The organism is Microbacterium sp. (assembly GCF_039812165.1).
Taxonomy (GTDB): Bacteria; Actinomycetota; Actinomycetes; order Actinomycetales; family Microbacteriaceae; genus Microbacterium.
In genome coordinates this window covers 1-10,816 of sequence record NZ_JBDIAB010000092.1, presented here as the reverse complement: position 1 = coordinate 10,816, position 10,816 = coordinate 1, and the positions used below count along the sequence as shown (strand labels likewise).

7 protein-coding genes are annotated in these 10,816 nt (G+C 68.3%); all 7 read left to right on the top strand.

From position 1 onward, the window contains the following. Window positions 1–101 precede the first annotated feature (101 nt). Window positions 102–311 (top strand): hypothetical protein, encoded by a 210-nt coding sequence (locus WML84_RS08835; RefSeq protein ID WP_347345776.1) that lies wholly within the window; start codon window positions 102–104, stop codon window positions 309–311. Between the two features lie 107 nt (window positions 312–418). After that, window positions 419–616, top strand: coding sequence for a hypothetical protein (locus tag WML84_RS08830; RefSeq protein ID WP_347345775.1), 198 nt, complete (start codon window positions 419–421; stop codon window positions 614–616). A gap of 250 nt (window positions 617–866) precedes the next feature. Next, entirely contained in the window at window positions 867–2,771 is a 1,905-nt protein-coding gene (locus WML84_RS08825; RefSeq protein ID WP_347345774.1) for a glucose PTS transporter subunit IIA, read from the top strand. A 61-nt stretch (window positions 2,772–2,832) separates the two neighbouring features. After that, complete coding sequence (locus WML84_RS08820) at window positions 2,833–3,687, top strand: PRD domain-containing protein (RefSeq protein ID WP_347345773.1); 855 nt, start codon at window positions 2,833–2,835, stop codon at window positions 3,685–3,687. 80 nt (window positions 3,688–3,767) lie between these two features. Next, window positions 3,768–4,574 (top strand): ChbG/HpnK family deacetylase, encoded by an 807-nt coding sequence (locus WML84_RS08815; protein WP_347345772.1) that lies wholly within the window; start codon window positions 3,768–3,770, stop codon window positions 4,572–4,574. A 185-nt stretch (window positions 4,575–4,759) separates the two neighbouring features. Further along, entirely contained in the window at window positions 4,760–7,909 is a 3,150-nt protein-coding gene (gene drmD, locus WML84_RS08810) for a DISARM system SNF2-like helicase DrmD (protein ID WP_347345771.1), read from the top strand. Then, the coding region (locus WML84_RS08805) for a DNA methyltransferase (protein WP_347345770.1) at window positions 7,909–10,816 on the top strand (2,908 nt) is incomplete at its 3' end. The genes drmD and WML84_RS08805, both read left to right, overlap by 1 nt.

Here is a 10,816-nt window from a genome sequence, read left to right as displayed (position 1 = left end):
GGCATCCCGACCGCGTCGATACGACTCCACGGCGCGGGCGTCAAGCCCCTCCCGCCGACGCGCGATGCGCGTGAACCTGGTGGCAACGGAAGGAGACGCCCATGTCCGATCAGGAGAAGGCCAACGAGTACGCGCCCGACGAGGAGCCGTCGACCGACGACCTGCAGGAGCCGAGCACGGAGAAGGAGCCCGAGGAGGCGCCGAAGGCTCCCGACCCGGAGGGTGCGGAGCCCGACCATCAGGCGGTGGGCATCGGCGTGATCGGCGAACCCGCCGACGAGGAGAGCCGGCAGGACGTCGAGAACGCCTAGGCCGACCGAGACGACAGGGATCGGCCAGGGCTCAGAGCACGCAGACCGCACGGGCTCGAGAACCGAAGACAGGCCCGACCCCGAGAACACAGAGGTAGGAGAGAGTCATGTCCGACCAGACGAATCCCGGCGCCGACGAGGCGCCGAACGAGGTGGCGGCGGACGACGTGCGTCGTCCCGACGTCCTGGAGGAGCCCGACGAGCGGATCGTCATCGTCGACCACCAGGACGAGGAGCCGACCCGGCAGCAACAGCCGGAGCTCCTCGAGCCGGAGAGGATCGTGGGACCGCCCATCGAGGGCTGACCCGCACCGGAGCCCGGGTCGCGCGCGACGGCGCCGGCCCGGGCTCGTTCGCGCGCTCCGAGCCCTCTCCGACACCGAGGCTTGCCCGCCGCGCGGATCTGCACCAGAATGAACGACGGGCTTCGACGCCCCACCCGTAAGGATTGTTACTGCTCCGCAGGCGAGACCTTTGCCCCAACCGTATGGCGGCTGAGGTCTCTTTGCGTGTGAGGCAGGGGTCTCGGTCTCCCGAACGAAGGAGATGAGAGATTTGAGCGAGGTCAAGACGCTCGCGAGCCAGGTCGGCGACCTGGTCGGAGGTCCCGAGAACGTCTCGTGGGTCGGATCGTGCACCACGCGCCTGCGCTTCGTCGTGCGCGACGAGTCGCGGGTCGACTTCGACGGCCTGAACGACACCCCCGGCGTGCTGCAGGCCGTCAAGGCCGGCGGTCAGGTGCAGGTCGTCATCGGCACGCACGTCGAGCAGGTGCGCGACGAGCTGTACGGCAGGCCCGGCTGGAAGTCCCTGAAGGAAGGCGCCGGCGCCGCGGGCGCGACCGACAGGAAGAGCCCGCTCGACGTCGTGTTCGGCTTCCTCGGCGGCACGTTCCAGCCGCTCATCGGCCCGATCACCGGCGCCGCGATGGTGCAGGTGCTCGCGCTCCTGCTCATCCAGTTCGGCGCGCTCAAGGCCGATGAGCCGACCGCCCTCATCCTCAACGCGACCGGCAACGCGATCTTCTACTTCCTGCCGATCTTCGTCGCGTTCACCGCGACGCAGAAGCTCGGAGCCAACCCCTTCGTGGGCGCGACGATCGCGGCGGCCCTGCTGCACCCGAGCTTCACGGCGATCGGCCAGGTCGGGGACCTCCGCGAGGCGTTCGCGCTGCCGCTGTTCATCTACTCGTACGCGAGCTCGATGTTCCCGGCGCTGCTCATCGCCCTCGCGCTCTTCGGTCTCGACCGGCTGCTCAAGCGGGTGCTGCCGAAGGCGCTCCAGCAGGTCTTCGTCCCGACCCTCGAGCTCCTCGTCCTGGTTCCGCTCACCGTGCTGGTCTTCGGCCCGATCGGCGTCGTGGTCGGCGAGGGCATCGGTGCGGGCGTGACCTGGCTGAGCCAGACCGCGCCGTTCCTCTTCTACGTGCTCGTCCCCGCGTTCTGGTTCATCCTGGTCGCCATGGGCATCCACTGGGCGCTCATCTCGATCGCGATCGCCGACCTCGCCGCCACCGGCACCAGCGTCATCCTCGGCGCCGCCGTCGGATACCAGTACGCGGTCTTCGGCGTCGCGCTCGGCGTGCTCATCAAGGTCGCGCGCGGCCGCGGCGACCGGACGCTCCGCGACACCGCCGCGGCCGCCGCGCTCGCGGTGGGCATCGGCGGCATCACCGAGCCGACGATCTACGGCTTCGTGCTGCGCTACCGCCGCATCCTCGTCATCCAGATCGTCAGCGCCGCCGCCTCCGGCGTCGTGCTCGGGTTCGTGAACGCGGTCATGGCCGGCTTCTCCCCCGCCCCCATCCTCGGCCTGCCGCTCATGGTCCCGGTCGCCGGTGCGGTCGTCGCGCTCGTCGTGGGGCTCGTCGTGCCGATCGTCCTCATCCAGATCTGGGGCTACGAGAAGAAGGCGGATGCCGTGACGCCCGTCACCGCCCCGGAGACCGTGGCGGGCGGGTTCCAGGGAGCCGTCGACGGCGCCGCGATCGCCCACGACGTCACGATCGCGGCACCGATCGCCGGCACGGTCGTGCCGCTCGCCGAGACCGGGGAGCCGGTCTTCTCTGCGGGGCTGATCGGTCCCGGGGTGTCGATCGCACCGGCATCCGGCCGCGTCGTCGCCCCCGCCGACGGCACCGTGGTCGCCGTCCCGCCGAGCGCGCACGCCATCGGCCTGCGCACCGACGACGGCGTGGAGCTGCTCATCCACGTCGGCATCGACACCGTGAAGCTGAACGGCACCCACTTCACCCCGCGAGTGCGCCAGGGACAGCGCGTCGCGCGCGGCGACCTGCTCCTGGAGTTCGACGCGGCGGCGATCACCGCCGCCGGCTACTCGCTCATCACGCCGGTCGTCGTGACCAACGTCGCCGCCGGCCAGGTCGTCGACGTCGTCGCGACGGCATCCACCGTCACTGAGCAGGAGCCCCTCCTGAACGTCCGCGCCGCCGGCGCGTGACGCTCGGATCCTCATGACCGGGGCTCCGGACCGCGCGGACCGGAGCCCCCGAAGGGGTCAGATGCGCACCATCAAGAAGATCTTCAACAACAACATCGTCAACGCCGTCGACGAGAACGGCGAGGACGTCATCCTCGTGGGCGCCGGCGTCGGGTACCTCACCGGTCGTGGCAAGGCTGTGGACGAGAGCCGTGTCGAGCGCGAGTTCCACCTCACCGGGCTCGTGCGCGGCGGCTCGTTCCGCGTGCTCCTCGACATCCCCTACCCGGTGCTGAAGGCGGTCGCGCGCGTCGCCGCGCACCTGCAGGAGACGCACGGCCTCACGCTGACGCCCGCCGCCGAGGTCGCCCTCGCCGACCACATCGCGCAGGCCATCTCGCGTCTCGACGCCGGCATCCCCATCTACAACTCCATGCTGTGGGAGACGAAGATGACCTACCCGACCGAGTTCGCGGTCGCGCTCCAGGCGCTCGAGGTCGTGCACACCGAGCTCGGCCGCAAGCTCCCGCTCGACGAGGCCGGGTTCGTCACGCTCCACCTCGTCAACGCGGGCCTGTCGAGCGATCCGCACCGGGCGATGACGCTCGGCGCGGCGCTCCGCGAGATCATCGCGATCGTCGAGCGCGAGCTCGGCATCGTCGTGGACGTCTCGTCGCCGACGAGCACGCGGTTCCTCACCCACGTGAAGTTCGTCATCCAGCGGATCACGCGCAACCAGACCTACAGCGGCTCGTTCGACGAGTTCTTCCAGACGCTCAAGGCGCAGAACGCGCACATCTACGCGTGCGCGGTGGCGATCGGCGACTACCTCGACGCCACCTTCGCCGCGCGCGTCACCGAGGAGGAGCGCATGTACCTCATGCTCCACCTGCTCAAGCTCCACGACGAGCTGGATGCGGGCTCGCGCAAGCCCTGATCGATCCCATGGACGCCGGCTCCCGCGAGGCCTGACCCGACCCCTTTGCCGCCGCCCGCGGCATCCCACGAAGGAGACCCATGACCAAGCTCATCGTCCAGGCCGACGACGCCGCCATCACCCACGCCGCGACCCTCGGCATCCTGGCGTCGATCGACGACGGAATCGTCCGCAACACCGGGATCTTCGCCAACCGGCCGGATGCCGCGTTCGCCGCCGCCGAGCTGAAGCGGCGCGAGGGGGTCGACGTCGGCATCGACCTCAACCTGGTGACGGGCAGCCCGCTGCTGCCGGCGGCGGAGGTGCCCGACCTCGTCGACGAGCACGGCGCGTTCCGGTCGTCGCGGCAGATCCGGCGCGAGTACGAGGTCGTGCGACGCGACGGCTTCTTCGTGGAGTTCGACCGCGACCCGTTCGACCACGACCAGGTGCTCGCCGAGACGCGCGCGCAGCTGCAGCGCTTCCTCGAGCTGATGGGGCGCCCGCCCGCCTACATGCACCACCACTCGCTCATCACACAGGTGCTGCACGACGTGCTGCACGAGGTCGCCGACGAGTTCGGCCTGCACCCGATCGACCTGCACCGCGGCCTCGTGGCGCCGCTCCTCGACATCCCCTGGTACACCGCCCCGTTCGGCCCCGCCGAGCAGGCCGCCGCCGACCCCGTCGCCGCGTTCGAGACGATGCTGCCCGAGATCCTCGCGCACGACCTCAGCATCCTGGTCGTGCACCCCGGCTACGTCGACGCCGAGCTGCTCGACATCACGACGTACAACGTCATCCGCGCCCGCGACCTCGAGTTCGTGACCGACACCGGTGTGCGTGCGCTGCTGGCGGATGCCGGTGTGGAGCTCACCACGTATTCGGCGGTGCGGGCCGGGGGCTGAGCGGGCGTCGCCTGCTGACGCCGAGCGCACGTCCGAATCAACACTGTCAATCGTCAGATCGGGGTAGCTCCACAGAGCGGGCCGCGAACATGGCAAAGTGAGACCGGCAACATGTAGCGGACCGGCATCCGCAGCACGCGTTTGAAAGCACGGTCCGTACAGATGTGAACCGGGGGGTAGCCGACGTGTCCAGCAGTTCCACGATTCCGTCACTCCCCGAAGCGGGCCAGGTCGTCGAAGTGCGTGGTTCGACCTGGGCCGTCTCGAACGTCCAAACCCAAGGCCTCCCCCGGAGCCCCGCTGACGAGGCGGTCGCGCAGCTCAGTCACGTCGTCAATCTGCAGTCGCTGGACGAAGGCAGCCTCGGGAAGCAGCTCAGCGTGGTCTGGGAGCTGGAGGTCGGGCACACGGTCACTCCAGCCCAAGGTCTGCCCGACCTCATTCACGCTGACGGGTTCGACGAACCGACGACGCTCGCCGGTTTCATAGACGCAATGCGTTGGGGAGCGGTCACAAGCGCCGACGCGAACCGCTATCAGGCTCCGTTCTGGTCGGGCGTGAACGTCGAGGCATACCAGCTTGAGCCGCTGCGCCGAGCACTCAGTGCGCCGCGTGCAAACCTGCTGCTTGCCGACGACGTGGGCCTTGGCAAAACGATCGAAGCGGGCCTTGTCCTTCAGGAGCTGTTCTTGCGACACCGTGCCCGCACGGCGGTGATCGTCTGCCCGCCCAGCCTGTCACTGAAGTGGCAGGACGAGATGCGGGAGAAGTTTGGCTTGGAGTTCACGATCGTGAACTCTGAGCTGATGGCTGAGGTCCGCCGCACGCATGGACTTCAGGCCAACCCGTTCCAGATCTTCCCACGGGTGATCGTGAGCATGGCGTGGCTGCCGCAGGTGCGGGCGCAGCGCCTACTGCGCGACGTGTACGCGCAGGCGAGCAACCCGAAGACCGGCAGTCGGCACGCTTTCGACGTCCTGGTGGTCGACGAGGCGCATCACGTCGCCCCGTCGAGCCCGTCAGCGATCGCCGGCGCACGTGGGTACGCCGTGGACACGCAGCGGACGGTCGCGGTGCGCCAGCTCGCGGAGAGGTGTGAGCACCGCCTATTCCTGAGCGCGACGCCGCACAACGGCCACCCGGAGTCGTTCACCGCACTGTTGGAGATGATCGACCCCCGCCGATTCGCTCGCGGCGCGAATCTCGACTCGACCGCTCTGAAGGACGTGACGGTCCGCCGCCTGAAGACCGATCTGGCCGGCAAGGGCTTCAAGAAGCGCAAGCTCAGCATGATCCTGTTCGATCCGGCTGACGACGAGCAGAAGATGTTCGCTCTGCTCGATGAGATCGTGACGAAGAGCGCGAAGCTCAACGGGACGAAGCCGACCGGCGACATCGTGACGATGCTGTTGAAGAAGCGCTTCTTGTCCAGCCCGTTCGCGTTCGGAATGACGCTGAGCAACTACCTCGCGTCGAAGGCGGGTCGAGGGCTGTCCGAGGACGAGTACGACGACATTTTCGGCGAGGGGCAGTCCGACGAGGAGGAGGGTCTGTGGGAGCAAGACGAGTCGGAGAAGCTCCGCGAGTCAAAGGAGTCCGACCCGCTCAGCGCCGCCGAGCCAGGCCAGCTTGAGACGCTGGCGAACTGGGGCCTGGGGTTTGAGAGCCGTGCCGACTCCCGCCTCGATCAGCTGATCCGGGTTCTCGATGCCGTCTGCCGACCCGACGGAAAGCTCTGGTCGAACGAGCGCGTCGTGGTCTTCACCGAGTATGCCGACACCGTCGAGTGGCTGACCCGCGTGCTTCGGCAGAAGGGTTACACCGACGATCGGCTTGCGGTGATCCAGGGCTCGACTCCACCCGAGGAGCGTGAGTACATCCGCTCTCAGTTCACTGCCGACCCGTCCAAGGAGCCCGTGCGGGTGCTGCTGGCCACGGATGCCGCAGGCGAGGGCATCGACCTTCAGACCTACTGCCACCGGCTGGTGAACTTCGACATCCCGTTCAACCCGTCGCGCCTGGAGCAGCGCATCGGGCGCATCGACCGCTACGGCCAAACCCAGCAGCCCGACGTCTACCAATTCGTGCCCGAGCGGGAGTCCTCAACCTACAGTTCGGACCTACGGTTCATGGAGATCATCGCTCGCAAGATCGCGCAGGTGGAGTACGACCTCGGCTCGGCCAACCAGGTCGTGGGCGCGGAGATCCAGAGCCACTTCGGCAAGCGCGCCGCGACAAGGGCGAAGTCGAAGGGCGTCGACACCAACGAGGTGATCAACCGGGCGCTGGCCGGTGGTATGGAACTCAACGCCCGCCTGACCCAGCTAGAGCAGGGCTACGACGCGTCCCGGACGGAGATGCATCTCGACCCGGCCAACCTGCGCCGCGTCGTCGATACCGCGCTGCGGATCAACCACCAGTCGCCGCTCGTCCCGAACTTCGACTTCGCCCAGGACACGGACGCCGAGGTCTTCACTGTCCCGGCTCTCACTGCCGGATGGCGTGCCACGCTGCGCGGCCTCGACACCCGGCTCAACCCAGGCGTGCTGCGACCGATCACCTTCGACCCGGACGCCGCCGACGGCCGATCGGACCTGGTGTATGTGCACCTCGGCCACCCGATCGTGCAGAAGGCGCAGCGCCTGCTGCGGCGCTCGTTGTGGAGCATCGACTCCACACTGCGTCGTGTCACCGCGGTCGTCGTCGATGACCTTGAGGAATCCTTCGTCGCGGCAGTCACGCGCATGGTGCTCGTCGGCCGCGGCGGCGTCCGGCTCCACGAAGAGGTGTTCCTCGCCGGTGTCCGCCTCCGCGGGCGGCGCGCTATGGCCGAAGAACGTGCAGAAGCCGCACTCGATACCGCCCTTGACCAGGAAGACTTGACCCTCGCCGACGATCGCGTGCGTGATCAACTCTGCGACCTGTGGAACGCGCCCAACGCGCCGCTCCGCCTCCGTCTGGAGGAGTCCATGCGAACGCGCGCGGAACGCAAGCAGGTCCAGGTGACCGAGCAGCTCCAGCGCCGCGAGGCCGCCGACGTGCAGCGCGCACAGGATATCTTCGCCGCGTTCCGCTCGAACCTCCGTGACTCCCTCGCGCGACTGCGCGCCGAGGAAGCCGAAGCGTGGGGGCAGCTCTTCACCGACTCAGACCAGGAACGCCAGTGGCGACGCGACCGTGAGGCGATACAACGCCGCCTCGACGAGCTCGATGACGAAGAGACCCGCGAGATCGCCGCGATCAAGGACAGGTACGCCGACGTGAGACCCCACACGACGGCCGCCGCCGTGGTCTTCGCGCTCACCCGAAACGACGCGGACGGGTGGCGCGACTGATGGCACGCCGACCCGCACGCAACCTCCCCACCAAGAGCGCCACGGACCTGCACCGCGCCTGGCTCGAACTCGTCGACACCGAAGGTCCGTTCCTCGCCATCCCACCGCTCAAGCGCGTCTGGCCCGAGGGGATGCCGCAACTGGCCGAGGTGCGCAAGGCTGCCCTCTCTGACGCCCGCAAGGACTTCGAGTCCGCCTGGGAGCGCTACGACCGCAGCCCCGGCTCCGATCCCGCCCTGGACGCCTACCGGGCGGCGCGTGACAAGTGGGTCGAGACCGTGCTGCGCGACGTTGCGGGCTGGGCCGGGTCACTAACCTGGGGCGACGTGCCCGGTGTCGCCGCGCAGTCCCCGAACCGTGCGGTCACTGTCCGCGCCCAGGCATCACTCCAGGGGGACGACGGCACCGGCGCGATCGTACATGTCATCGACCCGGTCGACTCGCTCCGCGAAGTGCCGGGCGATCTGTGGGCGGCGAACCCCGTCGACCGCGTCGAAGCGATGCTGCGCGAGAGCAGAGTGCCGATCGGAATTGTCACCGACGGCCGCTGGTGGGGGCTCGTCTGCGTACGCGAGAACGCGATGGCAGCCTCCGGCGTCGTTGACGCACTCACGTGGATCGAGGAACCTCGCACTCGTGATGCGTTCCTGGCTCTGATCGGACGCCAGTACCTCATCGGCGGTGACCCCGCCGAGCGGCTCCCGGTGCTCTTCGAGGAGTCCGTCGCCGCCGCCGAGGAGATCACCGAGGCGCTGGGTGCCCAGGTGCGCCGCGCGGTCGAGCTGCTCATCCAGTCCTTCTCCGAGTCTGCAGCCGAAGCGAAGCAACGCAGTCAGCCCGACCCGCTCCCGCCACGCCCGCACGATAGCTACGAGGCCGCGGTCACGGTGATGATGCGTGTGGTCTTTCTGCTCTTCGCCGAGGAACGCGGATTGCTGCCGCAGGGCGAGCTGTTCGACCAGGGCTACGGCATCGCCGGCGAACTCGACCAGCTCATCGCCCGCGAGTCCGCCGACAGCGAGGAGGCTCTCGACGCGACCTCCCTCACCTGGCACCGGCTGCTAGCCACCAGCAACGCGCTCTATCGAGGTGCGACCTTCGAGAACCTGCGCATGCCCGCCTACGGCGGCTCGCTGTTCGACCCTGTACGGTTCCCATTCCTGACCGCCACCAGCGACCTCGGAACCCTCGGCGTAACCGTCTCAGACCGAGTCATGCTTCACGTCCTCCGAGCCGTCCAGATCGCCGAGATCAAGGGCGAGGCGCGGCGCATCTCGTTCCGCGACATCGATGTCGAGCAGATCGGCTACATGTACGAGGGCCTGCTTGGATACACGGCTACGATCGCCCCCGAGGTTGTGCTCGGCATCCTCGGCACCCGCGGAGAGGAGCCCGAGATTCCCTTGGCGAAGCTGGAGGAGCTCGCCGCCGCGCACAGCGACCGCAAGAAGCTCGCCAACGCGATCCGCGCCTGGATCGGGACCGACCAGCCATCGGCCAAACCTTCGTCCGAAGCCGGCATCGCCAAGGCCATCGGCGCTGCGGTTGACCCGGGCATCGTCAGCGCCCTCACCCAAGCCGTCGGCGACGACCTTGACCTGCGCGAACGCGTCAAGCGCTGGCTCGGACTCGTGCGGCTCGACCTACGCAATCGACCGTTCGTCGTCCTCGAAGGTGCACTCCTGGTCAAGGAGACGCCGTCGCGGAAGAACGCCGGAGCGCACTACACGCCCAAGTCGCTCGCTGAAGACGTCGTCAAGTACGCGCTCGAGCCGCTCGTGTATGCTCCAGGTCCGCATCAAACGGCGAACCGTGACCAGTGGAAGCTGAAGTCGCCCGCGGACATCCTCAACCTCAAGGTCGCCGACATCGCCTGCGGCTCGGGCGCGTTCCTCGTCGCCGCCGCACGCTTCCTCGCCGACCGGCTCGTCGAGGCGTGGGTTGCCGACAACCCCGCCTGGGTGGGCCGCAAGGACCTGCGGACCCTCGCGATCCGCGAGGTCGTCGCCACCTGCCTCTACGGCGCCGACATCAACGAGATGGCGATCGAGATGTGCAAGCTCTCGCTCTGGCTCGTCTCCCTCGACCGCGACCTGCCCTTCTCCTTCGTCGACGACAAGGTGTTCCTCGGTAACTCGCTGCTCGGCCTCACCGACCTCCGGCAACTCCGGGCGATGCACATCGACCCCGCCAAGGCCAACCGCCAGCAGGGCATGCTCGACATCTTCGAGGTCGACATCGACTCGATCATCAAGCGCGCCGTCGAGCTCCGCGAGACCCTTGCGTCGCCGGTCGAGTCGGACGACAGCCCTGCCCGCTCGGCCGCCGCCAAGCGCCGCCAACTCCACCAACTCCACGACGTCACCGCCGACCTGCGCAAGATCGCCGACGGCATCGTCGCCGCTGGACTGACTCTCGGGGGAAAGCCGGGCAGACCCCTGGACGGGGCGTATGAGAACTTGCGAGAGGCAGCACGACGGGCGTACCCCGGCACCCACGATGAGGTGGCAGACAGCGCGTGGCTCGAATCGATCATCGACCAGGGCCTCACCCCGACGGTCGATACTGACTACATCCGATGGCAGCCGCTCCACTGGGTGATCGAAGCGGCCGACGTCATGGTTGACCACGGCGGCTTCGACGCGATTATCGGCAACCCGCCATTCCTCGGCGGTCAGAAGCTCACCGGTGCAATGGGTACGCGTGTCCGTGACTGGATCGTCAATGTCCTCGCGAACGGACGGCGCGGCAGCGCGGACCTCGTTGCCTACTTCTTCCTCCGCGCCACCTCCCTCTTGCAGGCGAAGGGCACCCTCGGCCTCATCGCGACCAACACCGTCGCACAGGGCGACTCGCGTGAGGTCGGACTAGAGGCGATGGTCGCAGACGGGTTCACGATCATGCGCT